21 protein-coding genes and 1 tRNA gene are annotated in these 24,036 nt (G+C 30.9%); 9 read left to right on the plus strand and 13 right to left on the minus strand.

The features are described 5' to 3' along the window. Positions 1-2 precede the first annotated feature (2 nt). Positions 3-680 carry a peptidoglycan DD-metalloendopeptidase family protein gene (locus EV144_RS00400; protein ID WP_134145080.1) on the minus strand — a complete coding sequence of 226 codons (678 nt, stop codon included), beginning with the start codon at positions 678-680 and terminating at the stop codon, positions 3-5. Positions 681-692: 12 nt separating this feature from the next. Next, complete coding sequence (locus EV144_RS00405; RefSeq protein WP_134145082.1) at positions 693-1,358, minus strand: spermidine synthase; 666 nt, start codon at positions 1,356-1,358, stop codon at positions 693-695. 67 nt (positions 1,359-1,425) lie between these two features. Between EV144_RS00405 and EV144_RS00410 the strand changes: the two genes are divergently transcribed. Then, positions 1,426-1,977, plus strand: a complete 552-nt coding sequence (locus tag EV144_RS00410) for a 1-acyl-sn-glycerol-3-phosphate acyltransferase (protein ID WP_134145084.1) — start codon at positions 1,426-1,428, stop codon at positions 1,975-1,977. Between the two features lie 83 nt (positions 1,978-2,060). On the opposite strand, the gene EV144_RS00415 is transcribed toward EV144_RS00410, so the two are convergent. Beyond that, positions 2,061-2,513 (minus strand): helix-turn-helix domain-containing protein, encoded by a 453-nt coding sequence (locus tag EV144_RS00415; RefSeq protein WP_134145086.1) that lies wholly within the window; start codon positions 2,511-2,513, stop codon positions 2,061-2,063. Between the two features lie 312 nt (positions 2,514-2,825). Between EV144_RS00415 and EV144_RS00420 the strand changes: the two genes are divergently transcribed. From EV144_RS00420 to EV144_RS00435, 4 genes are all read left to right on the plus strand, one after another. Next, entirely contained in the window at positions 2,826-3,980 is a 1,155-nt protein-coding gene (locus EV144_RS00420; RefSeq protein ID WP_134145087.1) for a M14 metallopeptidase family protein, read from the plus strand. A 77-nt stretch (positions 3,981-4,057) separates the two neighbouring features. Beyond that, positions 4,058-4,537, plus strand: coding sequence for an Lrp/AsnC family transcriptional regulator (locus EV144_RS00425; protein WP_007805990.1), 480 nt, complete (start codon positions 4,058-4,060; stop codon positions 4,535-4,537). Between the two features lie 95 nt (positions 4,538-4,632). Further along, positions 4,633-7,218: a phosphoenolpyruvate carboxylase gene (locus EV144_RS00430; protein WP_134145089.1), complete on the plus strand. Its 2,586-nt coding sequence runs from the start codon at positions 4,633-4,635 to the stop codon at positions 7,216-7,218. A 31-nt stretch (positions 7,219-7,249) separates the two neighbouring features. Beyond that, on the plus strand, positions 7,250-7,765 hold the full coding sequence (locus EV144_RS00435; protein ID WP_134145091.1) for a DinB family protein: 516 nt from the start codon (positions 7,250-7,252) through the stop codon (positions 7,763-7,765). A gap of 109 nt (positions 7,766-7,874) precedes the next feature. Here the strand turns inward: EV144_RS00435 and recQ are convergent, their stop codons facing one another. The 7 genes from recQ to EV144_RS00470 all read right to left on the minus strand — a co-directional run bounded on the left by recQ (position 7,875) and on the right by EV144_RS00470 (position 16,897). Further along, positions 7,875-9,986 (minus strand): DNA helicase RecQ, encoded by a 2,112-nt coding sequence (gene recQ / locus EV144_RS00440; RefSeq protein ID WP_134145093.1) that lies wholly within the window; start codon positions 9,984-9,986, stop codon positions 7,875-7,877. Positions 9,987-10,109: 123 nt separating this feature from the next. Beyond that, positions 10,110-10,520 (minus strand): DNA primase, encoded by a 411-nt coding sequence (locus tag EV144_RS00445; protein WP_134145094.1) that lies wholly within the window; start codon positions 10,518-10,520, stop codon positions 10,110-10,112. A 9-nt stretch (positions 10,521-10,529) separates the two neighbouring features. Next, positions 10,530-11,498 carry a deoxyhypusine synthase family protein gene (locus EV144_RS00450; protein WP_134145096.1) on the minus strand — a complete coding sequence of 323 codons (969 nt, stop codon included), beginning with the start codon at positions 11,496-11,498 and terminating at the stop codon, positions 10,530-10,532. 105 nt (positions 11,499-11,603) lie between these two features. Further along, the gene (locus tag EV144_RS00455) at positions 11,604-13,007 is read right to left on the minus strand and encodes an arginine decarboxylase (RefSeq protein ID WP_134145098.1); all 1,404 of its coding nucleotides are present in this window, start codon (positions 13,005-13,007) and stop codon (positions 11,604-11,606) included. A 295-nt stretch (positions 13,008-13,302) separates the two neighbouring features. Continuing rightward, positions 13,303-14,370 carry a 3-dehydroquinate synthase gene (aroB, locus tag EV144_RS00460; protein WP_134145100.1) on the minus strand — a complete coding sequence of 356 codons (1,068 nt, stop codon included), beginning with the start codon at positions 14,368-14,370 and terminating at the stop codon, positions 13,303-13,305. Between the two features lie 212 nt (positions 14,371-14,582). Then, a complete protein-coding gene (locus tag EV144_RS00465; RefSeq protein WP_317129076.1) occupies positions 14,583-16,253 on the minus strand; it encodes an O-antigen ligase family protein in 1,671 nt (556 codons plus the stop codon). Further along, entirely contained in the window at positions 16,217-16,897 is a 681-nt protein-coding gene (locus tag EV144_RS00470; protein ID WP_134145104.1) for a hypothetical protein, read from the minus strand. The genes EV144_RS00465 and EV144_RS00470 overlap by 37 nt, the downstream gene beginning before the upstream one ends. Before the next feature lie 173 nt (positions 16,898-17,070). Between EV144_RS00470 and EV144_RS00475 the strand changes: the two genes are divergently transcribed. After that, entirely contained in the window at positions 17,071-18,240 is a 1,170-nt protein-coding gene (locus tag EV144_RS00475) for a proline dehydrogenase family protein (RefSeq protein WP_134145105.1), read from the plus strand. 184 nt (positions 18,241-18,424) lie between these two features. On the opposite strand, the gene EV144_RS00480 is transcribed toward EV144_RS00475, so the two are convergent. Beyond that, positions 18,425-20,209, minus strand: coding sequence for an ABC transporter ATP-binding protein (locus EV144_RS00480; protein WP_134145107.1), 1,785 nt, complete (start codon positions 20,207-20,209; stop codon positions 18,425-18,427). Positions 20,210-20,473: 264 nt separating this feature from the next. On the opposite strand from EV144_RS00480, the gene EV144_RS00485 reads away from it, so the two are divergent. Beyond that, positions 20,474-20,548: transfer RNA gene (locus EV144_RS00485), tRNA-Val, on the plus strand. A 261-nt stretch (positions 20,549-20,809) separates the two neighbouring features. Beyond that, entirely contained in the window at positions 20,810-21,823 is a 1,014-nt protein-coding gene (locus EV144_RS00490) for a hypothetical protein (RefSeq protein WP_134145109.1), read from the plus strand. Positions 21,824-21,888: 65 nt separating this feature from the next. Here EV144_RS00490 and EV144_RS00495 read toward each other — a convergent pair whose 3' ends face one another. Continuing rightward, the gene (locus tag EV144_RS00495; protein ID WP_134145111.1) at positions 21,889-22,845 is read right to left on the minus strand and encodes an SMI1/KNR4 family protein; all 957 of its coding nucleotides are present in this window, start codon (positions 22,843-22,845) and stop codon (positions 21,889-21,891) included. A gap of 286 nt (positions 22,846-23,131) precedes the next feature. Here EV144_RS00495 and EV144_RS00500 point away from each other — a divergent pair, with 286 nt between their 5' ends. Beyond that, entirely contained in the window at positions 23,132-23,350 is a 219-nt protein-coding gene (locus EV144_RS00500; RefSeq protein WP_134145113.1) for a hypothetical protein, read from the plus strand. 90 nt (positions 23,351-23,440) lie between these two features. Here EV144_RS00500 and EV144_RS00505 read toward each other — a convergent pair whose 3' ends face one another. Continuing rightward, complete coding sequence (locus EV144_RS00505; RefSeq protein ID WP_134145115.1) at positions 23,441-24,025, minus strand: ferritin-like domain-containing protein; 585 nt, start codon at positions 24,023-24,025, stop codon at positions 23,441-23,443. Positions 24,026-24,036: the final 11 nt, after the last annotated feature.

A 24,036-nucleotide genomic window follows, 5' to 3' on the forward strand; every position in this document is an offset into this window, starting at 1 on the left:
ATTTAAGTAATTTTTAATAATAAGTTGGGGTCTGGGCAGTTTTCTATATAAAAATTTAGGTCGTTTGTGTTGCAGACTCCGGGATAATCTCCCCAATAATCTTCAATATTATTGATGATTTGAAAGTGCAAATGAGGCGGATAATCTCCGTTAACTTCCTGATTCCCAATTGTTGCAATTTCCTGACCTTTTTCAAAACTGTCCCCAACAGTTAAGTTCTCTATACTTTCTAACGATAAATGTCCGTATAAAGTATAAAATTTTTCATTTTCAATTTCGTGTTCTAATATTATCGTTGGGCCATAATCTCCCAAACCAATGTTATTTTTAAAACTGTGAATTTTTCCGTCAATCGGTGCCAGCACAGGCGTTCCCGCTTTTGCCCATAAGTCAACTCCAATATGAATGTTTCTTTCTGGCAGCGAATCGTTTTTAAAAATCGTACTTCGTTTGTACAAAGAGCGGCCTTCTATATAACCGCCAAAGGCAACTTCGGCATTATTCTTTTTTATATAATTTGAAATATAAACATCAAAAGCAGCAGTGCTTTCGGGCTTAATATCAACCAATTCCTGATTCGTAACCGATAGATCTAATAAAATATATTTAGAAAAATCAATATTCGAATCGATTACTTTAGTAGGTGGCAAAGTTTTTAAAATAGAGGCAAGGGGTTTCATAAAATTTTAAATTTAGGCTACTTTTTCAATGATTATCAATTCATTATGCACTTCTATGCGGGGCAGCATTTTTGAAGTAAATAACTTAGAGTCAATTTCGGCAATGTATTTTCTATTTCGAACATTATGTGCTTCATCAAGAATCATGGTATTGAATAACACAAAACCCTGATCTTGCAAAAGATAACAGATACGCTCGCTAAAGAAACGTTCAAACAAAAAGTTGGGCATATTAATATCTTCAAAAATATCGATAATAATAAGATTATACTTTTCTTTTGTTTTTAAGACAAACTCAAAAGCATCATCAATAATAATTTCAAGTTGTTTTATTTGATTAAGGTTAAAATACTGGTTGGCAATCTGAATCATATCTGAGTCAATTTCTACACCCGTAATTTTACCTTTATATTTAATCTCATCAACCAGCGTTTTTATAACACTGCCGCCGGCAACGCCAAGCAATAAGATGTGGTCCATTTTAAGAATCGCATCGTAACCAATATTTCTAAGTCCGTACCTTAATATACGCTGCAAACTCCCGTAGGAATAATTTGTGTTTTCAGAATCTAAGACCAATTCGCCATTTGCCCAGGTAACTTCAATAACTTTGCTTCGTGCCGATTTTTTTTTAAATATTTTTACTGGAATAAGATAACTGAATAATTTTTGAATCATTTTTTGTAAAGCTTTTACTCAAATTTAGCATTAAATCTTTTATTTTGCATCAAATAAATAAACATTAATGAAAAAACAATTGTACAAATACATTTTTTTTAAGCTAATGGGCTGGAAAATAGTAGGATTGGAAAATGCTGAAGTGAAAAAATGTATACTGATGGTAATGCCGCATACAAGTAATCATGATTTTTATTTAGGAATTTTCACTAGAGGAATCTCAGGCTTACAAATGAATTGGGTAGGGAAGAAAGAATTATTCAAATTCCCATTTGGATATTACTTTAGAAGTGTTGGCGGAGAACCTTTAGACCGTTCTGGCGGATTGAATAAAGTAGATTCTATTGCAGCAATTTTTGACCGTAAAGAAGTTTTTCGTTTGGCTGTGGCACCAGAAGGAACACGTAAAGAAGTTTTAGAAATTAAAACCGGTTTTTATTATATAGCGCTTAAAGCAAATGTGCCAATTGTTCCTGTCGCTTTTGATTGGGGCAAAAAAGAAGTAAATCTAGGCAAACCTTTTTTTCCGACTGGAGATTACGAAGCTGATATTCAAATTTTGAAACAACACTATAAAGGAGTTTTAGGTAAGATTCCTCAAAATGGCATTCAAGTCTAATTTTTTCGTCTTTTTTCCTAATGCGTGAGAATCGCGTAAATGAAAAATATTTTTTTGAATGGGCAAATATGCGCTAATTTTAATTAGGGTGTATAAATCTTAAAAGTTCCATTTTTGTAAAAAAACACAATTTTTTCAATTTCACTTTCTTCCGAACTAAAATTTGAACTTTTTATTTCGGAAGAAATTTTTATTTCCGGTTTTGGTTCTTCTTTATAATTAATAGTAGAAAATAAATCTTCTCCGCCATAAATTTCATTTGATAAAATAGGAGTAGGTTTTGCAACTTCCGGAGAAACCTCTTCATCACTTTTTGGAAAATTTCCCTTTCCGTTCAAAATCCAATATAAGTCTACATCTGGAAAAACTTCCAGAATTTTCATGACAAAATCTAAACTTGGTTTGTTTCTGCCAGACAATAGGTGAGACATACTAGAGCGCTGCACACCAATTCTGTCAGCAAAAGCAGAAGCATTCAGTCCATAATAATCGAGTATAATTTCCAGTCTTTTTACAAAATCATCGATGTTTACCATTGTAAATTCTCATTTAAAAAATCTATGTTTACAAATGTAACTAAAAGGAACCAATAAAGCAATTTTACAGTTGTAAATCGTATAAAGCATTCTTTATTTCTAAGATATTTACTTTAATTAATGATGTTTAAGTAGTTGAAATAGTGCTATTTAATTTTATTTAATTAAAGTAATAACAATTGTTAATCAATATGGTGCTTAATAGTAAATAATTACTTAAAATTATGTTTACATTTCTAAATTACTCTTTATTTTTAATGTTTACAATTGTAAAAATAAAGATGTTTACTTTTGTAAACTAATCAAAACACAATGAATTTAGAAGAATTATTCAACCAATACAAAGAGCAATCTATTAGCGGACGTTATTTAACTTTAAAAGAAATCGAGCCTTTATTAGAAAAATTAAATACCAATAATCAAGTTAAAGTTATAGGACATTCTGTTTTAGAACAACCTATATATAGTTACGAAATTGGGACTGGAGAAACTCGTGTTTATCTTTGGTCTCAAATGCACGGAAACGAAAGCACTACAACCAAAGCATTGTTTGACTTTATTAATGTCTTAAACAGTGGTTCTGAATATGCCGTTAAAATGCTTAATACTTTTACGTTTTACTGTATTCCTATATTAAATCCAGATGGTGCTAAGCTTTATACACGAGCAAATGCTAACGAAATTGATTTAAATAGAGATTCGCAGGATTTAACGCAGCCAGAGAGTAAAGTTCTTAGAAAAGTATTCGAAGATTTTAAACCTCATTTTTGCTTTAATCTTCATGATCAGCGTACTATTTTTGGTGCTGGAGATACCGGAAAACCGGCTACAGTTTCTTTCTTAGCGCCATCTTTTAATGAAGAAAGAGATATAAACGAAAACAGATTAAAGGCTATAAACCTTATTGCAGGCCTTAATGATGTGCTTCAGCAGTACATACCGGGCCAAGTAGGCCGTTTTGACGACTCTTTTAATATCAACTGTATTGGAGATACTTTTCAATATCTTGGAGTACCAACCATCTTATTTGAAGGAGGTCATTTTCCAGGCGATTATGATCGTGAAATCACCAGAAAACTCCTATTTTTCTCACTAATTTCAAGTTTTAAACTCATTAGCGAAAACGATTTAGTTGATAACAGAATTAATGATTATTTGAATATTTCACAAAATAAAGTCGTTTTTTATGATTTTATGTATAAAAATGTCAAAATAAATTATGATGGTATCGAAATTATTACGAATTTTGTCGCTCAATACAAAGAGGAATTGATTGAAAATAAGATTCACTTTAACGCATATATCGTTGAAGTAGGTGAATTAGAGAATTATTTTGGACATTATGTATACGACGCAGAAGGTGCTGTTTACTCTGATGACCTAGGTAATTTTCCGAAAACCAATCAAAAAGCAGATTTTTATTTAAATAAAAATGTTAAATTTGTTAACGGATTAATAAAAAGTTAATTTTTTTGTGAATTTGTTGTTTTTTATATATAATTTTATACTTTGTAATAGCAATTAGTAATATTAATTAAAGAATTATGAGTAAATTTCGTTTAGATGAAGTAGATCACCAGATTTTAGATATGTTAATAGACAATACGAGAGTTCCGTTTACTGACATTGCAAAAAAACTATTGATATCTGCTGGAACAGTACACGTTAGAGTAAAAAAGATGGAAGACGCAGGAATCATAATGGGTTCTTCTTTAGCCTTAGATTATGATAAACTAGGGTATTCATTTATTGCTTATGTAGGTGTGTTTCTTAACAATACGTCGCAGACAAAATTTGTATTAGAGCGAATTAACCAAATTCCATTCGTTACAGTTGCATCTGTAACTACAGGAAAATTCAATATTTTTTGCAAAATTAGAGCAAAAGATACAAAACATGCAAAAGAAGTTATCTTCATGATTGACGATATCGAGGGTGTTTACAGAACAGAAACAATGATTTCATTAGAAGAAAGTATAAACGATAAGAAGCGTTTGATGCATACTATTTTTAAAAATATGTAATAAATTCTCTTGAATGCTATATTAAAATATACCTCAAGTTTATTCTTGGGGTTTTTTTATGACTAAATAATTAACCAACCAACTATAACACGATTATGTATACGCTGCCAAAAATTGAGCGCTTTAATCAAGATGTACTCTCAAAATATCACATTTACAATAGTGTTTTTATAACATTACCTTTTGATTCTATTGATAATACTGGAGTTTTACTTCCATTATTTACAGAAACTTGCGAAACAGGCTTTAAAAAACAAGAAACACCAAAGGAAATTTTTAATTTCTTTTCTAATAAATACCTTAATGATGCTTCTGAAAAGGAAAAAATCGATCTTATGTTTCGATTTATTCAATATATAGAACGTCAAATTGTGCTTTTTGATGCCATCGAAGACGCTGCTTTTCCTGCTGTAAACAACATGGAAGGACGTGGTTCTTTGCGCGATATCAAAGAGAAATCAGATGCAAAAGAGAAAGACGATGAGTTAATCGAATTCCTTGAAAACTTCAACGTACGCACGGTTTTAACGGCGCACCCGACACAGTTTTATCCTGGGCCGGTTCTTGGAATTATAAATGATTTGACAGAAGCAATTCGATCTAATGATTTATTAAAAATAAAACAATTATTAGCGCAGTTAGGAAAAACTCCTTTTATCCAAAACGAAAAACCAAACCCTTATGATGAGGCAGTAAGTTTGATTTGGTATCTGGAGAATGTTTTCTATGCAACTTCTGGAGAAATTGTACATTATCTGCAAAAAAATATTTTGCAGGGAAGTGCAATTCAGAACCAATTAATCAAACTTGGATTCTGGCCGGGAGGAGATCGCGACGGAAATCCTTTTGTAACAACAGAGATTACACTAAAAGTAGCAGAACGTTTAAGAACTTCTATTTTAAAGTGCTACTATGTTGAAATGAGAAATTTAAAAAGAAAGCTAACCTTCTCAGATGTAGATACTTTGGTAGCCGATCTTGAACATAAACTTTATCGTTCTGTATTTTATTCTAAAGGTGAAATTTACATCACTTTAGATGAATTATTAACGCAGTTGAATAAAATAAGAAACATAATTATCGAGAAGCATCAGTCTTTATATTTAGACGAACTAGAAGCTTTATTGGTAAAGATTAATCTATTCGGATTTCATTTTGCAACCTTAGACATTCGCCAAAACAGCAAAATTCATAATGTTGTTTTTAAAGATGTTGTTAATTATTATTTGAGTTCTGGATCTGATGTTTTCCCTAAAAATTACTTTGAATTATCTGAAGCCGAAAAATTGGTTGTTTTATCTAAAGTGAAAGGAAATTTAAATCCTGCCGATTTTACAGATGAAATTACACAATCTACTTTAGAATCTGTTCAGGCTATTAAAACCATTCAGGAACGTAACGGAGAATTTGGAGCAAATCGTTATATTATTAGTAATAACGAAAGTGCACTAAATGTAATGGAAACTTTTGCCATGATTCGTTTGAATAATTGGGAAAATCCATCTGTTGATGTAATTCCGCTTTTTGAATCTGTTGATGATTTGCAAAATGCACACGATGTTATGGAGCAGTTATATACTAATCCAGAATACTCTAAACATTTAAAAGCAAGAGGAAACAAACAAACTATTATGCTTGGTTTCTCTGACGGAACTAAAGATGGTGGTTATCTAATGGCAAACTGGAGTATTTATCAGGCAAAAATTGCTTTGACTGAGATTTCCAGAAAATATGGCATTAAGGCTATTTTCTTTGATGGACGTGGCGGACCTCCAGCACGTGGCGGGGGTAAAACACATAAATTTTACGCTTCGTTAGGGCCAAAAATCGAAAACAACGAAATTCAGATTACGGTACAAGGACAAACGATTAGTTCTAATTTTGGAACTTTAGATTCTTGTCGTTACAATATCGAAAACTTACTTACTGCAGGTGTTACTAATCAGGTTTTTAGCAAAGATAAAAATGAATTATCTGCTGAAGAAACTCAAATCTTGACACAATTAGCAGATTTAGGATATGAGAAATATTTAAGTTTTAAAAACCATCCAAAGTTTATTCCTTATTTGGAAAAGATGAGTACTTTAAAATATTACTCTAAAACAAACATCGGAAGCCGTCCTTCTAAAAGAAGTAAATCAGAATCGCTTGATTTTGCAGATTTAAGAGCAATTCCGTTTGTGGGTTCTTGGAGTCAATTAAAACAAAATGTACCAGGATTTTTTGGTGTAGGTACTGCTTTAAGATATTTTGAGGAAAGCGGACAATGGGATAAAGTAAGTGACTTATACCATAATTCTTTGTTCTTTAAAACACTGCTTGAAAACAGTATGATGTCTTTGGCAAAATCATTTTTACCATTAACAGCTTACATGAAAAATGATGCTGAATTTGGAGAATTCTGGCAGATTATCAACGAAGAATTTCAAGAAACAAAACGTCTTCTTCTTAAAATTGCTGATCATAAAACCTTGATGGAAAATTATCCTGATGGTATAGCATCGATTCAAATAAGAGAGCGTATCGTATTGCCATTGTTGACGATACAACAATATGCTTTACTTAGAATTAATGAATTGAATAAAGAAAATAACGGAAACGAAGAGTTGATAAAAGTTTATGAAAAGATCGTTACGAGATCACTTTTCGGAAACACAAACGCAAGTAGAAATTCAGCTTAAAAAAATCCATTAATTTCAAAATTGTAAAATAATGAATACATCACAATTATTAGAAAGTGAATATTCCGGAGGATTTATAACGTATGTAAAAGAAGCCGGAGAAGTAAATTTAATTGAAGAATTAGAAATTTCTCTGCATGACTTTATCCGATTTGTACAAAATATTCCAATGGATAAATTTGATTATCGTTATGCCGAAGGAAAGTGGACAATTAAAGATATTATTCAGCACGTAATTGATACGGAACGTATTTTTGCTTATCGCGCACTGCGTTTTTCCAGAAATGACAAAACGCCTTTGCCAAGTTTTGAAGAAAATGATTATGCCGATAATACGGAGTCAAGCAAAAGAAGTATTCAGGATTTATTAACTGAATTTTCTGCTGTAAGACATTCAAATTTATTGTTTTACAAAAGTTTATCTGAAGAACAGCTTAAAAGAATCGGAACTGCATCAAACAATCCGATTTCTGTTCGTGCTTTAGGTTTTGTTTTGATAGGACATCAAAAACATCATCAAAAAGTTTTTCAGGAAAGGTATCTATAATACTAGAAAAATCATAAAACAAAAAACCTGTAAAAATAATTTTTACAGGTTTTTTGTTTTTAAGTCTATTCTTGTCATTTCTCCTTTCAGTCGAAATGACAAAAAAAAATTACAAGCCTGACTTCTCAATCACAGCTAATCCAAAACGAATTTTATCATAACCCATTTTTTCCTCAAAATATTCGAAGTATGGTCTAAGTGCATTTGGATTTTCTAATTCGTTTTTTGCGTTTTTGATTAGGTTTACTTCTTCATCAGAAACAAATTTTGTTATATCAATATCAAATCCTTCAGAATATAATTTTGCTAAATGCGAAATTATCGTAGTTACGCCCAGATTTCTGCTTTCTGCAATTTCTTCGACGCTAACACCATTCTGATACAATTCAAAAGTAACTTTATAAGTATTATTTTCTTTCTTGCTTTTTACTTTCTCTTTTTTATTTTTCTGAAATTCTATAATAGCGTTTATAAATTCAGAACCGTATTTTTCTAGTTTTGCTTTACCAACACCTTCTACAGTAAGGAATTCTTCATCACTTGTAGGTCGTATAATTTCCATCTGTCTTAAAGCAGCATCGCTAAAAATCACATAAGCCGGAACTTCTTCTTCTTGTGCAATTTCATAACGTAATTTTCTAAGCGTCTCAAAAAGAGAATTTTTAGTTGCTTTAGCTTTTGTTTCTTTGATTTCGTTTTTATCAATTACTTTTTTGACAACCGTCGTTAGTTTTACTTTTTCGCCTTCAAACAAAACTTTCTTTGCAAAAGGCGTTAGTAAAATTTTATTGTGTTGATGAAAAGCAATTTCACAATATCCTAAGTTTATTAATTGAATTAAGTATTGATTCCAATCGTACCAAGAAATGTCAGCGCCAATTCCGTACGTTTTAAGCGTTTGATAATTTTTTTCGTAGATATACGCGTTTCTCGAGCCTCTTAAAAAATCTACAATTACAGCCAAAGTCTCAGATTCCTGTAAACGGGTAATCGCAGAGAGTGCTTTTTGAGCCAAAATTGTTCCGTCAAAAAATACTGGCGGTTTTTTGCAGATATCACAGTTGCCACAATTTTCAGTTACCAATTCACCGAAATAGGAGAGTAGAATTTTTCGTCTGCAGCTTAATGCATCTGCATATTGTTTCATACGTTCTAATTTTGCCAGCTGTACATCAGCATTTAATCCTTCTGAAGCAAATTTCTGAAGCTGAATAACATCGGCATAACTTTCAAATAAAACCGTTTCAGCCGGAAGTCCGTCACGCCCCGCACGCCCAATTTCCTGATAATAACCCTCTATATTTTTTGGCAGATTATAATGAATTACCCAGCGCACATTCGATTTATCGATTCCCATACCAAAAGCAATTGTAGCACAAACTACCTGACAATCATCGTTTATAAATTCATCCTGAGTTTTAGCACGAACTTTATTGTCTAATCCGGCATGATACGCTTTTGCCGTGATACCAGCCTTCTGTAATTTTTGAGCCAGTTCTTCTGTAGTTTTTCTGCTTAAACAATAAATAATTCCAGATTCATTTGGATGCTCTTCTACAAAATCAACAATTTGTTTTACACGATCTAATGCCGGACGAACTTCTAAGCTTAAATTAGCTCTGTCAAAAGAAGCTACAAAAGTTTTTGGGTTTCTTAAATTTAATTGTTTCGTAATATCTGTGCGCGTTGCTTTATCGGCTGTGGCAGTCAAAGCCAGAACCGGAGTAGAAGAGAAGCGGCTTTTTAAATATCCTAAATTAGTATAAGCCGGTCTAAAATCATGTCCCCAGGAAGAAATACAATGTGCTTCATCAATTGCAATTAAACTGATTGTCAATTCATTAAAAACCACATCTAAATAAGAAAGACTTTCTGGAGCAATGTAAACCAGTTTAAAATTATTAGATTTTAAATTATCGATATAAAATTGCTGTTCTTCGCTTGATTGGCTGCTGTTGATGTAACACGCAGAAATTCCATTTGTTTTTAAACTGTCAACCTGATCTTTCATCAGGGCAATTAGAGGAGAAATAACAATTGTGATTCCAGGTAAAACCAAAGCCGGAAGCTGGAAACATATCGATTTTCCCCCTCCAGTCGGCATTATAGCCAATGTATCCTGACCAGAAAGAATGGTATTAATAATTGTTTCCTGATTGGGTCTAAATTTTTCAAAACCAAAGTTTTCTTTTAGCTTGGCGTGTAATATTTCTGAGTTCATTTTTATTGCTAAAATTTACATTACAAACATAGTACTTTTCTTATAATGTAATTGTTATTTATTGTAACAAAAAAAGGAACCCGAATTGAGTTCCTTTAGTTTAATATTTAGAAAGAGAAGAAATTAATCTTCGTCTTCATCATCTTCATCGTCAGCAATATCGTCTGGGTCTCTGTCTTCATCATCGTCATCATCTCCACCGTCAGTATCTGGCTTGTCTAGATTATCGTCATCATCATCGTCATCATCGCTGTCGTCATCAAGATCAAGTCCTTTTACTGGTTCGATTGTATCAACATCAAGATCGATATCGTCATCTTCATCGTAATTTTCGATTCTGTCTGCAAGTTTAGTACTAATTTTTACTAAATAAATAGTGTCTTCAGTACGAACTTCAACAGCCTCGATTAACTCGTTTTTAGCATTTCTAAAACGGATAACATCCGAATCATCATAACCATCAGGAAACTTTTCAACCAAAAGGTTCAAAATTTCGTTGGTAAGTTTAGCGTAGTCTACTATAACTCTTTTCATAAAATTATCCTATAAATCTAATAAATATGCAAAAATTAACGGTGCAACAATTGTAGCATCCGACTCAATAATAAATTTAGGGGTTTTGATATCTAATTTACCCCAAGTGATTTTCTCGTTTGGAACTGCTCCAGAGTACGAACCATAACTGGTTGTAGAGTCTGAGATTTGGCAGAAATAACTCCAAAACGGGACATCATGCATTTCCATATCCTGATACAACATCGGTACAACACAAATAGGAAAATCTCCTGCAATACCACCACCAATTTGAAAAAATCCAATTCCGTTGCTGCTGTTTTTTGGATACCAGTCTGCAAGGAATGTCATATATTCTATACCAGATTTCATCGTAGATGCTTTTAAATCACCTTTGATTACGTATGATGCGAAGATATTTCCCATTGTACTATCTTCCCATCCTGGTACGATAATAGGCAGGTTTTTCTCTGCAGCTGCATACATCCAGCTATCTTTTAAGTCAATTTCGTAATATTCTTCTAAAACGCCAGATAATAACATCTTGTACATGAATTCATGAGGAAAATAACGTTCTCCTTTATCATCTGCATCTTTCCAGATTTTGTAAATGTGCTTTTGCAAACGACGGAATGCTTCGTGCTCAGGGATACAAGTATCTGTAACACGGTTTAATCCTCTTTCTAGCAATGCCCATTCGTCTTCTGGGGTTAAATCACGGTAATTTGGTACTCTTTCGTAATGAGAGTGAGCAACCAAATTCATAATGTCTTCTTCTAGATTGGCTCCAGTACATGAAATTATTTGTACTTTATCTTGTCTAATAATTTCGGCAAAAATTTTACCAATTTCTGCTGTACTCATAGCGCCAGCCATACTCACCATCATTTTTGCTCCATTTGCCAATTGTTGTTCGTATGCTTTTGCAGCATCAACAAGAGAAGCAGAGTTAAAGTGTAAATAATGTTTTTCAATAAACTGACTGATAGGTCCTTTCATTACTTTTTTGTTTTTTTGTTTTTTTTGAATTAAGCTTAACCTTTTAAGAGGACACTGCAAATTAATACTTTTATAAATATTAACATAAAATTCACAGCTTTTTTTTTACGTTTTTTTTGTGTATCCTAAAATTTTCAATACATCATCAGAAGTCTGTTGTTCTGAGAAAACCTCAGTTGCCAAAATCCCGTTTTCATCACGATCTATTAAAATATGTTTAGGCTGCGGAATCAAACAGTGATGTAAACCTCCGTATCCTCCAATAGTTTCCTGATACGCACCTGTATTAAAGAAACCAATGTATAATGGCTTTTCTTTGCTGTATTTAGGCAGATAAATCGCGTTCATATTTTGTTCAGAATTGTAATAATCGTCACTATCACAAGTCAGACCTCCTAATAAAACCCGTTCGTACGTATCATTCCAGCGGTTTACCGCCAGCATAATAAAACGTTTGTTTATAGCCCAAGTATCTGGCAAAGTAGTTATGAATGAAGAATCAATCATATTCCATTTTTCTCTATCATTTTGTTGTTTTTGATACAAAATCTGATAGATTGCACCACCACTTTCACCTACGGTAAATGATCCAAATTCAGTAAAAATATTAGGAACATCAACTTCAGCTTCGTCACATGCAATTTTAATCTGATTGATAATTTCGTCAATCATATATTGATAATCATAATCAAAGGCTAATGAGTTTTTAATCGGGAAACCACCACCAACGTTTAATCCGTCTAGGGTAGGGCATTCTTTTTTAAGCGCAATATATACTTTTATACATTTTACTAACTCATTCCAATAATATGCTGTATCATTAATACCAGTGTTAATGAAAAAGTGAAGCATTTTAAGCTCTAATTTATCATTCTCCTGAATTTGTTTTTTATAAAACGAAACAATGTTTTTGTAACCAATTCCTAATCTTGATGTATAAAATTCAAATTTAGGCTCTTCCTCGGCTGCAATACGAATTCCGATTTTGAATTTTCCTTTAATTTCAGCCTGAAGAAGATCAAGTTCTTCATAGTTATCAATTATAGGAATAGTATTTTTATGTCCGTTATTAATTAATCTTGCAATATTTGTTATGTATTCGTCTCTTTTAAAACCATTACAAATTACATAGGTACTTTTATTGATCTTACCGTTTTCTAACAAATTTTCTACAATATTAACATCAAATGCAGAAGAAGTTTCGATATGAATGTTATTCTTAAAAGCTTCATTCATAATGTACTCAAAATGAGAGCTTTTTGTACAATAGCAATAGTAATATTTTGCTTCGTATTTGTTTTTTTCCATAGATTTTCTGAACCAGGCTTTTGCCTTATTAATGTTGTTCGAAATCTGTGGTAAGTAGGTAAATTTTAATGGGGTTCCGTATTGTTCAACCAATTTCATCAAATCGATATTGTGAAACTGAAGGTTGTCTTTGTTTAGTTTAAATTCCTCTTGAGGAAAATAGTATGTTTGATTAATTAGATCAGAATATTTTGTATTCATTTATTTTTAAATATTTAAGATTGTGATTTATTTTAGAAAAACGGCGTTTAGTCTAAATTCAAACCCTAAAATTTTCAAATATAATCTGTAGCTTTTCATTCTCTGCTTTTGAATACTGAAAGGCATCAAAACAAAAAGGACTTTTACTATTATAAAAACGGTTCAACATTCTTAGTAAAGAACTATTGAGGCGGTTTCTATAAGAACTAAATCGTCTTTGTTTATTGTTTGTTTTCATTGTGGCAAATGTAAAAAATAATATATACCTAAAGCAACGGTTTTGATTAAAAAAAGTTTAAGATTTATAATCTTGAAACGCATCTAGAATCAATTTATTTTCAACCAATTGGTTAATTTTAATTTTGCCTATTCCTTCGATCAAAGCAAATTGAATTAAACCGTATTCATTTTTTTTGTCATGAATCAGCAATTCTAAGATTGGTTCGATATCATTTTCTTCGATTATTACATTATCATAAATGCCCTGAATCGCCGTTTTGATTTCTGCGTATTCGGCTGCCGTAATTAAGTTTTTATGCAGTGAAATATAACTTTCCAGAATCATTCCGATTGCGATTGCTTCTCCGTGCAATAATGTTGTTTTGGTTTCACTTTCTAAAAAATAACTTTCTATAGCGTGGCCTAAAGTATGTCCAAAATTTAGTGCTCTTCGGATATTTTTCTCTGTCGGGTCTTGTATTACAATTTCATTTTTAATTTCAACAGAACGATAAATCAATTCATCAAAATCGGCAAAATCAATTGCTTTTAGATCTAAAAACTTTCTCCAATATGGCGCATCGTAAATCAGACCATGTTTAAGCATTTCTGCCAATCCAGAGCGCATTTCAGTTTTTGCTAAAGTTTCTAAGTATTGCGTATCAATTAATACCATTTGCGGTACATTAATAACTCCGATTTGATTTTTAAGGTTTCCTAAGTCTACTCCGGTTTTTCCTCCAACAGAAGCATCAACCATAGATAATAAGGTAGTCGGAATATTTATAAAATCAACTCCACGTTTAAAGGTAGAAGCAACAAAACCTCCTAAATCTGTAACTACACCGCCTCCAAGATTGATAATAAGAGATTTTCTATCTGCTCCAAGTTCAGTTAAAACATTCCAGATTTCGATACAGGTTTCTATATTTTTATTGATTTCACCTGCTTCAAATTCAATTATTTCGATTGTTAAATCAGTTTCGAGAAGAGGCAGAAATTTAGGTAAACAATATTCATTGGTTTGATTATCAACTATAATGAATAAATTTGAATATTTATTTTCTTTTAAATGTTTATTTAAAGCTTCGTAAGCATTGTGGTTAAAATGTACGTGATAATTATTAGCTTGAATAGATTGCATAATTCTTTGGTTAATTGAAAGCGCAAAATAAGGCATTTTTAAGGAAATAATGTTTAAACTGAACGTAATAATTTAAAAATTGATCGCTATAATTTCAGCTATAACTTTTTTGATTAGTTTATAAATTAGAACTGCTTTATAACTAAAAAATATTTATTAAGCTTTATAAAATTTAAAACTTAATAAATATTTTTAATGAATTAGTTCAAGATTTATTCACAAACATCTTTTGGTAGCTGTAGTGCCTGAGGATAGTTTTTGTTTTTAGAAATCTTAAAATACTTGCAGGCATTTTCTTTATCATTGATATTAACATAACATAAACCAATAAAATATTCTGTTTTTCCATCATAAAGACCAGGTTTTTTAATCGCATTCAAAAGATAAGGTACTGCTTGTTTGTATTGCCTTAAGTTTAAATAATAAAAACCTATATTTTGCATAACGTAAACATTTTCAGGATCTAATTTTAAAGCTTTTTCATATGCTTTTAACCCCTCTGCTAAATTTGATTTTGCAATATTTTCCTGTCCTTCCATGATGTAATTTGTTATCAAAAAGTCCTTTTTCTGTTTTAGCAGTAAGCTATCTTTCGGGAAGTTTTTAAGACCGTTATCAATAAGTTTACCTAAGTTTTTGCGATTAAAATTTGTATTAAGTAAAACTCTGGCAGGTGTACTCCATGCATCTGGAGCCTTTTTGTATTTAGAATATATTTTCTGTTCTTTTAGAATCTCAATAGTATCATTTTTTTTGGCAGCTGCAATAAGTGAGTTTTGAAATATCTTACTATGCCTTGGTCTTAAATAAAACGCTTGTTTTATATATACATACGCACTATCCTGATTTCCTTTTTTTCCAGCTATTACATATTTATAAAAATTGATTCGACCTGTATAAGGATTGATCTGGCTGGCCTTATAAAAACATTTAAACGCTTTTTCAAAATTATTTTCTCTTATATAATAAATTCCGGCATATTCATAAAAGGCTTCTGATGAACTTAATACATTAGGAAATTTAGCAATTTCAGCAACAACTTCATCGCCAGTCATTGAGCCCTTATTTTTGTTGTTAATATCGTCTTTAGCTATTAGATATTCTAATTTTGACGCTTTATATATAATGTGCGCAGCATAAGTTGCTGGAATAGATATCAAAATTATTACTAACGCCAGGTTTATTTTGGTATATATTCCTGAATTGGTTTCAAGCCCAACTTTCTTTTTTTTATTAACAACAGTAAAAGCCATCAGAAGCACAAAGAAAATCTGCATTGTTGGTCTGTACATAGGGAAATTGAACAATGAATCGACTCCAAAAACTATTAATAGCAGCAATGCTAAAAGTGCCAAAATTCTAGTGTTCACATCTTCGGATTTAATTATTCTTGTGACATTTACAAAAAAGAGATAGACAAATAGAGAAAAATATATAAGCCCATTTATAATCCCGGTTTCAGCCGTAATTTCCAGAAAATCATCGTGGGAATGTAATGACACTACAAATTCATCTGAAATTTCTTTTTCATAAGGAATAGATTCAACTTGATAATTACCTAATCCGATACCTAAAATTGGGCTCGTTTTGGCTAATTTTATAGCATTTTTCCAATATTCAAGCCTTACATTAATAGAGGCATCTTCTGAATTAAGTGTAGAAACCCTATGTTCTATGGAAACATATCTATCAACATTCTTTGATTTTTCGAATATTTCATTAGAAACGTATACTGAAATCAGCAATGGTATTATTAATGCTAATGATTTAATTATAGTAGATTTATTAACTGAATTTTCTCGTAAGTAATAAATTATATAAATTGTAAAAATTAGAAATAAGTTAATTAAGCTGTTCTGGCACCAGTCAACAAAATGACTAATGCCACTATAATTAAGGTAAAAACTGCGAAAATTCTTTTGAAGTAAGTAAAATTAAAGATACCTATAATTAAAAAAGGGACTTTTATAGTTAAGCTGGCCGCAAGAATATTAATATTTCCTGTATTTCCCTTCATATTACTTAGTGCAGCCATTGTATCGATACCTTTGGCAATTTCCTTGAAATAAAATAGCTGCTGTGCTGCCTGAAAAAATGCACTAATACACACTACTAAAATAATCTTATATAGTATGTCTAACTTATCTTTTAACAAGATAGTTAAGTTTATAAACAGTGTAAATGAAATTACTAATTCTGTAAATTTTGTAATGGAAAGTGCTGTGTTTTTGGCTGGTAGAAAAGATAACGCACAAAAGAATAAAAACAATAAATAAATTTTTGGTACATAATTCCTTTTTAATACCTGAAATGCTTCTATAGTTGAGAAATTTGAATTGAAATAAAAATAAACCCCCATTAAAAGGTTTATGACCGACAAGTATAAAAACTGAACGTTGATAATTTCTGCCGTTTTAAAATAAGGCATAAAATCAATAGCCAGAATAGAAGCTAAAAAAAGAATAACAATTGCGTCTGGAAATTTATAACTTGCTTTAAAATAGTTATTTACAAAATCAGTACTCATGACATTTTATTTAATTTTGCAAAAGTAATACTATTTTTTAAAATAAGTAAAATCTTACATTAAAAAATTTACTTCAAAACATTGAAATATTATCAAATTCTGAAAAAAATAAGGCGTTTTTTAACGAAATAATAATTGAAGTCTTTTTATATTTGCACAAAAATTTACTCTTAATGAAAAAAATATTCGACAATACTCAGGTTGCATTTTCGTTAAAAAGCGATACAGAACTTGATAGAGCTTATTTTCTTTTTAAAATGATCGACAGCGAGCCTTTGGTGAGAATTGGAACTGCTGTTACAAACTTTGCTATCAAAGCACATTTACCAGTAGAAGGATTAATTCGTGCAACTGTTTTTGACCATTTTTGTGGTGGTGTAAACGAAGATGATTGTATTACCGTGGTAGACAAAATGTTTACAAAAGGTGTTTCATCAGTTTTAGATTATTCAGTTGAAGGAAAAGAAGAAGAAGCACAGTTTGATGCAGCTTTGGAAATGACATTAAAAACGATAGAATTTGCAAAAGAACGTTTAGCGATTCCGTTTGCAGTTTTTAAACCAACAGGTTTAGGTCGTTTTGAATTGTATGAAAAACTGGGAGAAAAACAAACTTTATCTCCAACAGAACAAGCAGAATGGGATCGAGTAGTAGCTCGTTTTGATAAAGTTTGCAGTGAAGCACACAAAAAAGATGTTGCGTTGCTTATTGATGGTGAGGAAAGCTGGATGCAGGATGCTGCTGATGACTTGGTTACCGATATGATGCGTAAATACAACAAAGAAAAAGCAATTGTTTTTAATACTTTACAAATGTACCGTTGGGACCGTTTGGATTATTTGAAAAAACTGCACGATATTGCCAAAAACGAAGGTTTTTTTATTGGTATGAAATTAGTTCGTGGTGCTTACATGGAAAAAGAGCACAAAAGAGCAGAAGAGAAAAATTATGTTTCTCCGATTTGTGTTTCTAAAGAAGCTACTGATGTTAATTACGACAACGCTGTACATTATATGTTAGAGCATTTGGATATGATGTCAATTTTTGCCGGAACTCACAACGAATTAAGTTCTTATAAATTGATGGAAATGATGCAGGAAAAAGGTATTGCCAAAAACGACCACAGAATCTATTTCGGTCAATTGTACGGAATGAGTGATAATATTAGTTATAACTTAGCCGAAAATGGATATAATGTTGCTAAATACCTTCCTTTTGGACCTGTAAAGGATGTTATGCCATACTTAATTCGTCGTGCAGAAGAAAATACTTCTGTTGCCGGACAAACTAGCCGCGAATTATCTATGATTAAAGCAGAACGTAAAAGAAGAAAAGGAAAATAATCTGGATTTTAGATTTTAGATTTTAGATTTTAGATTTTAGATTTTAGATTTTAGATTTTAGATTTTAGATTTTAGATTTTAGATTTTAGATTTTAGATTTATATAAAAAAAACTCCGTTTGCAACGCAAACGGAGTTTTTTTTATAATTTGGAATTTGGAATTTTTATAATTTGAATTTTCTTTTTAAGAATTACTAAACTGAAGATTACTAAGGTTTTTATAAATACCGTTTTCAAGATTTATCAATTCCTGATGTGTTCCTTCTTCTGTAATTTTTCCGTTATCTAAAACCAAAATTTTGTCAGCACTTCTAATCGTCGAAAGGCGGTGCGCAATAATAATACTTGTTCTTCCTTCCATTAAAACTTCTAATGCTTCCTGAACTAATTTCTCGCTTTCGCTGTCTAAAGACGAAGTTGCTTCATCTAAAATTAGAATACTTGGATTTTTAAGCAGCGCTCGTGCAATTGCAATACGCTGGCGTTGTCCGCCTGATAATTTAACACCGCGTTCTCCAACTAATGTTTCAAATTTTTCAGGGAAACCTTCTACAAAGTTAAAAGCATTGGCTTGTTTGGCTGCTAAAATAATTTCTTCATCAGTTGCGTCTGGTTTTCCGTAAGCGATATTTTCTTTGATCGTTCCGCCAAATAAAATTACATCTTGGGGTACAATACTCATATTACCACGAAGATTTTCTAAATCATACTCATAAATATTTTTTCCATCTACAGTAATTTCTCCAGAAGTTATATCATAGAAACGCAGTAATAAAGATGAAATGGTCGATTTACCAGCACCACTCGGGCCCACAATAGCTATTTTTTGACCAAATTCTGCTGTAAAGTTTACGTTTTTCAATACTTCAACTTCTTTACGAGAAGGGTAGCTGAAAGCAACATTATTAAAAGATACATTTCCTTTAATTTTTTCGTGTGCTCCGTTTGCAGCAAGATCTATTTTTTCCGGAGTTTCATCTAATAATTCAAAAACTCTTTCGGTAGCGCCAATCGCTTTTTGAATTTGAGCATATAATTCGGCAATTCCTCCAAAAGAAGCACCAACAAATGTAGAATACAATACAAATGAAATTAATTGTCCAACGCTCATTTCGCCTGCTATACTCAAACGTACACCATACCAAACTACGGCTACAATTGCTCCAAACAAACAGAAGATAATAAAGGAAGCAAAATAACCACGGTATTTACCGCCTTTGATGGCCAGTTTTACCACTTCGTTTATTTTTCCTTTATATCTTGCAATTTCGTACCATTCGTTGGCAAAAGCTTTTACAATGCTAATTCCCTGCATGGTTTCTTCTACAATTACCTGGCTTTCTGCAACCTGATCTTGTACTTGTTTCGAATATTTTCTGATAAATCTTCCGAAAATTACTGCAGCAACTGCAACCAATGGAACAACGGCCAGCATTAATAAAGTCAATTTAAAACTTTCTGTTGCCAATAATATTACACCACCGATAATGAGTATAAACTGACGTAAAAACTCTGCAATTGTACTTGTTAATGTATCTTGAATTTGTGTAATATCGGCACTGATACGGCTGTTTAATTCGCCGACTCTTTTTTGCGAAAAAAACGTCATTGGCAATTTCACCAAGTTTGTATATAAAGACAAACGCAGGTTTGCCAATGTATTTTCGGTAAAATTGATAAACAATGATAATCTAAAGAAAGAAAAGAAAGCTTGTAAGAACAAGATAACGATTAATCCTAAGGCAATTTCATTCGTTCTGGTGTTGTCTTTGTTTTTAACGCAATCTACAAGCATTCCCATTAATTTAGGAAAGGCGAGGGCAGTAGCGCCTGTAAGTAATAGGAAGAATAAACCAACATAAAATTTCCATTGGTGTTTTCCGGCGTATTTGAATATTAATTTTGCTTTATTAAGTGAAGTAGCAGTAATTTTTGATTTTGGTAAATCATTTTCTTGAAATCTAGCCATTTGAGAATCTATTTTTAAGGTATGCAAATGTATGACTATAGCCTCTGAATACAAAAGATTATTATTAATTAGGCTTATTGATTTCTATATTTAACTAAATTTAAGAAATCGTTTCTTTTTTTTAATTTTTAAAGAGCTGAAAAATAGCTTTGTAAAAAATAAACCGAAAAAATATTTCATTTTTTTAGTCAATATGCTTGCAAATACAAAATCTAGGTGTATATTTGCACTCGCAATCACAAACGATAGCAACCTAGTAAAATAGGGCGATTAGCTCAGCTGGTTCAGAGCACCTCGTTTACACCGAGGGGGTCGGGGGTTCGAACCCCTCATCGCCCACAGAATTTAAAACCTCCAAAGTCTTATGATTTTGGAGTTTTTTTTATGGTTCAAAATTTACACTTTTCTGTACATATCCCTCTGAAAAGCCTTTTTTCTTAAAAATTATAACAGTAAAACAATCATACAATAAACTAATAGTTGATTTATAGTTTAATTGAGAATTGTTTCTATATTTATAATAATAAAAATGCTTTGTATTCTTATATATATCCACCAGAATTAGTGAAGAAAATCTAGTTTGTCTAAAAAAAATAAAAATTGACAGAATATTATTTGAACTCAAAAAAGAAAAAAGGTTACTGGAAAAGTCATTTTTTGGGTTTATTCTTTTGTTTCATACTGGCTACATATACCTTAATAAAATACACACCTGAAAATAATGCAAAAAACTTTTGTTTGATTTTCTTTATTCTGTCTTTAATCATTTCAGTTTTTATTATAGTTAATTTTTTTTCAATAAAAAATTTCAAGATTTCAAATAAGAAATTGATACAGTTATCATTTTTTATGAAAGAACAAAAAGTGTATAGTTTTAATGAAATTGAAAGTTGGACCGAAAAAAAAATAAAGGGAAAATATGATAAATGGGACGAAATAATAGTATACTTTAAAAATGGCGAAAGAATTAAAATATCAAGTGAATATTTTGACAATTATTCTGAAATAAAAAATGAAGTTACTAAAGGCATAAAACATGATATATTACTTGAAAAAATGATGAAAAATGAAACAGAAAAAAGGCTGGCTATAATATTTTCGATAATTAGCTTTTTATTATTCTATGGAGCATATAATGCTTTAAAAATTAAAGATATAATGCCTAAGGATATAGTTGTTTTTGGCGATTTAACATCCGAAAATATTGAATATGTACATAGTAAACGCAGCTACATTAATATCAGATTAAAAAAATATCCTGATTTGATTTTTTATATAAGCAATAAGACCTTGAAGGCAACTTTTGTAGATGATTTAATAAGTGAAATAAATAAAGGAGATTCTATTTTTCTTGGCATTGATAAAAGAGATTATCGAGAAAAACTAATAAAAGTTGATTCGCTATCAATAAGTGATAAATATTTTTTTAATGAAAATATTAGCGTCGAAAGTGTTAGAGCAAAAAATGGCAATTATTTAAATTTATCAGAAAATAATCTTAATAGATCTAAGAATAAATATTGGAATTGCTTCATATTTTTATTCGGTGGTTTATTGTTGTTAATTATGTCAATAATTGGCTTCGCAGGGGAATCGGATAAAGACTTTCATTAATAGCTATTGCAACTGAACTGGCAACCGATTTGCTTTTTTGAAAAATTTGTCCAAACATAATTATTCTAGTCATGGAATGTTTGCATTACCTTTTCTAGTTCAATTTTATTTTCCTTATGAAATGGCACTTCTAAAAAAATCCAATCTAAATTTGATAAAAATGGTTCAAATTTTTCCATTAAGATTGACTTTAAATAATTGGAATTGTCTTGAAAAGATTCTACTCCAATTCTTATATCAATATCAATAACATAATTAAACTCTTTGTCATTTTGAAAAAGAAATGTGTTGCTCAAAAATTGATTTGGTGTTAATTTTAAATATGCTGACAGGCTCGAATTTAACTTTAATTCTCCACAAAACCATTTTTCGAAATTGTACCAACCATAACCATTATCTGTCTTCGTTTCAAGTTGTAGATAAAATGATTTTTCAATCAATTCAAAAATTTTCTCAATTGATTCATTTGACTTAATTCCAATATAAAATGAAGTTGATTCATAGCCGTAATAAACTAAGTTATTAATTAGTTCATCGTAGGATTTTAATCTTAGTTTTTCTTCATAGCCATTTTCGGCACACTCTAATTCAAAATATACAATTTCGGGTATTTCATATTCGTTTTCAACATTATAACCATAGTCAAAACACAATATTGTATGACCACCCATATGTGAAAGAATTGGAAGTCTATCTAAATAAAGAAAATCTGAATTTGAAGAAGTCTCCAATTTTTCGTTATCTATATATTCTAATAAAACATCCTTTAAAGTCTTGTAACTATTCTGCTGAATTATTGGATCAAAAGTAGCGTCATTACATAAAAGTTCGTTTACGTCATTATTATAATTCAAAGCACTTTTCCATAAATAACCACCATTTTGCAACTTCATATGTTCTTTATAAAGTGCTGGAAATTTAAACCCAATTTCGATTTCTTTTTGAATGATTTGCTCTTCAGTTCTTCCAATAGTTTCTTCAGTAAAACCTTCTGCAGGTTGTTTCCAAATATCTTTTATCATGCTTATTTAGATTATTGAAATTTTGTGTCAATAATAATTGACGACATAAATAAAACTCTTGTAAACGAATATATAAAAATTATTTGGGATGTTTTTTTAATACTTTAATGTTTAATTATTGTTTTTTTTTAAATAATTAACTATTAAGGAAAGCTAATAAATAAGGAAAATGTTCAAGATTTCAATGCTTTTAGAATGTTATCCTTACATACCAATATATATGCATCAATAAAGAAATCATATTCTAAAAAATAGTAAATTTAACTACATTTTAAAAATATGAATTATGATAAAATTTTGGTTGATTACAATTTTGATCTTTATTATTTCAACATATATATTGGCGAAATTAACTTTAAAATCAAATAGGGAAGAAGCCGGTGAAAGAATTTGGCGATTTGGATATGGTAGATCTACTTATTGGCGTATTCTCACCTTGTGCAGTATTGGAATTACTATCGCACTACTACTTGTATTTTATTGGGTAGGAATTCCTATTGTATAAAATAAAAAAGTTAGTATTAATACAAAAAGCATCTGTACATTATAATACAGATGCTTTTCTAGAAAAAATTTAAACAGAAATAGTTTTATTTTACTCTGCAGCCACAACATTTACAGTATTTAGCGCAATATCATTAAGCAAACAATCAGCTTCTTTTTCTTCTGCTAGAGTTTGAGTTAATAATTTTGCAGCGTCATTTTCTCCTAAAGTTTTGGCAAATGCGACTAAAGTGCCATAAGTAGCAATTTCATAATGTTCTATTTTTTGTGAAGCCGCAATAATTCCGGCATCTCTAACGGCTCCGGGAACGGTTTCCTGAAGAATTGAATCTCCTTCTTTAAGCAGTCCGGCCATAGCTTCGCATTTTTTTCCTTCCGCTTTTTCTCCCAAAAGATCAAAGACTTGTTCCAATCTTGCCACCTGAAGCTGCGTTACAGCATGATGCTCTAAAATTGTACTCGAAAGTCCTGCAGACGAAGCATTTGCTGCCATTTTAGGAAGTGCGCCAACTAGCGCATTTTCTGCCCAATAAATATCTTTTAAGCTGTCTATAAAAAGCTCTCTCAATTCTGTTGCCGCGTCTGCTGCTGGTTCAACAATATTAATTTTAGCATTAGTCTTCACAGCTTTTGGTTGTGCTGTATTAGTTTGACTTTGTTTTTCTGAATTTTTCATTTTTATTTTTT

The organism is Flavobacterium sp. 270, from assembly GCF_004368785.1.
Classification (GTDB): domain Bacteria; phylum Bacteroidota; class Bacteroidia; order Flavobacteriales; family Flavobacteriaceae; genus Flavobacterium.

Coding starts and splice junctions, on each gene's coding strand:
- EV144_RS00400 (WP_134145080.1), bottom strand. CDS start 680: ATGAAACCCCTTGCCTCTATTTTAAAAACTTTGCCACCTACTAAAGTA.
- EV144_RS00405 (WP_134145082.1), bottom strand. CDS start 1,358: ATGATTCAAAAATTATTCAGTTATCTTATTCCAGTAAAAATATTTAAA.
- EV144_RS00410 (WP_134145084.1), top strand. CDS start 1,426: ATGAAAAAACAATTGTACAAATACATTTTTTTTAAGCTAATGGGCTGG.
- EV144_RS00415 (WP_134145086.1), bottom strand. CDS start 2,513: ATGGTAAACATCGATGATTTTGTAAAAAGACTGGAAATTATACTCGAT.
- EV144_RS00420 (WP_134145087.1), top strand. CDS start 2,826: ATGAATTTAGAAGAATTATTCAACCAATACAAAGAGCAATCTATTAGC.
- EV144_RS00425 (WP_007805990.1), top strand. CDS start 4,058: ATGAGTAAATTTCGTTTAGATGAAGTAGATCACCAGATTTTAGATATG.
- EV144_RS00430 (WP_134145089.1), top strand. CDS start 4,633: ATGTATACGCTGCCAAAAATTGAGCGCTTTAATCAAGATGTACTCTCA.
- EV144_RS00435 (WP_134145091.1), top strand. CDS start 7,250: ATGAATACATCACAATTATTAGAAAGTGAATATTCCGGAGGATTTATA.
- recQ (WP_134145093.1), bottom strand. CDS start 9,986: ATGAACTCAGAAATATTACACGCCAAGCTAAAAGAAAACTTTGGTTTT.
- EV144_RS00445 (WP_134145094.1), bottom strand. CDS start 10,520: ATGAAAAGAGTTATAGTAGACTACGCTAAACTTACCAACGAAATTTTG.
- EV144_RS00450 (WP_134145096.1), bottom strand. CDS start 11,498: ATGAAAGGACCTATCAGTCAGTTTATTGAAAAACATTATTTACACTTT.
- EV144_RS00455 (WP_134145098.1), bottom strand. CDS start 13,007: ATGAATACAAAATATTCTGATCTAATTAATCAAACATACTATTTTCCT.
- aroB (WP_134145100.1), bottom strand. CDS start 14,370: ATGCAATCTATTCAAGCTAATAATTATCACGTACATTTTAACCACAAT.
- EV144_RS00470 (WP_134145104.1), bottom strand. CDS start 16,897: ATGAGTACTGATTTTGTAAATAACTATTTTAAAGCAAGTTATAAATTT.
- EV144_RS00475 (WP_134145105.1), top strand. CDS start 17,071: ATGAAAAAAATATTCGACAATACTCAGGTTGCATTTTCGTTAAAAAGC.
- EV144_RS00480 (WP_134145107.1), bottom strand. CDS start 20,209: ATGGCTAGATTTCAAGAAAATGATTTACCAAAATCAAAAATTACTGCT.
- EV144_RS00495 (WP_134145111.1), bottom strand. CDS start 22,845: ATGATAAAAGATATTTGGAAACAACCTGCAGAAGGTTTTACTGAAGAA.
- EV144_RS00500 (WP_134145113.1), top strand. CDS start 23,132: ATGATAAAATTTTGGTTGATTACAATTTTGATCTTTATTATTTCAACA.
- EV144_RS00505 (WP_134145115.1), bottom strand. CDS start 24,025: ATGAAAAATTCAGAAAAACAAAGTCAAACTAATACAGCACAACCAAAA.